1 protein-coding gene is annotated in these 804 nt (G+C 54.1%); it reads right to left on the bottom strand.

Features of this window, described 5'->3' with window-relative positions; translation table 11 throughout:
- Positions 1 to 26: 26 nt before the first annotated feature.
- Positions 27 to 804: class I adenylate-forming enzyme family protein (locus tag H8A95_RS43300; protein WP_229188487.1), on the bottom strand; the 778-nt coding region annotated here is incomplete at its 5' end.

An 804-nucleotide genomic window follows, 5' to 3' on the forward strand; every position in this document is an offset into this window, starting at 1 on the left:
CGTTGTCATGTAAACTACGACTGCGTCTATCTCAGCTCAGCAATCGATGCGAACGCTTCCTTCAGCTCGACCTTCATGATCTTTCCGCCTGCGTTACGGGGAAGAGGGTCGGGCCAGAAAGCCACCTTTACCGGTACCTTGAACGCGGCTAGCTTAGCGCTAACGAGCTTGCGTAGTTCGGCTTCCGTGACTTTACCGCCGGCACGCAAATGAACTACAGCACCCGGCTCTTCTCCGAGAGTCCTATGGTGGATTCCAATCAAGGCGGCTTCAAGGACATCTGGATGCTCACAAAGAACGCTTTCAACTTCTCCGCAATAGATGTTCTCGCCGCCGCGTATAAGCATATCCTTTATGCGATTTACAACGTATAGAAATCCTTCTTCGTCAATGTGCGCCATATCGCCCGTGCGTAACCAGCCGTCTTCAAATGTAGCGGCAGTTGCTTCAGCGTTATTCCAATAGCATCGGACGTTTTGTGGTCCACGCACCCAAAGCTCACCAATTGCACCGATGGGTAATACGTGCCGGGCGTCGGTCGGATCTCGAATCTCCATATCGAGTACTGGAGGTGCCAAGCCAGCGCTATTTGGCCTAAGGCTGTAGTCTCGCCCCAGATTTCGAGTGAAGGCGCCAGAGACCTCGGTCATGCCCCACCCGTAGCCCGGTGTTACGTCAGGGAAAACCTCTGCAATTCTTCGTGCGAGCTCGGGCCCAACCGGAGCACCGCCGTACATTATGTTGGTAAGCGACGACAGGTCGTAATTCTTGCGCGCCGGATGCTCTATCAACTGCCAAGCGATG

Source organism: Bradyrhizobium oropedii, assembly GCF_020889685.1.
GTDB lineage: Bacteria > Pseudomonadota > Alphaproteobacteria > Rhizobiales > Xanthobacteraceae > Bradyrhizobium > Bradyrhizobium oropedii.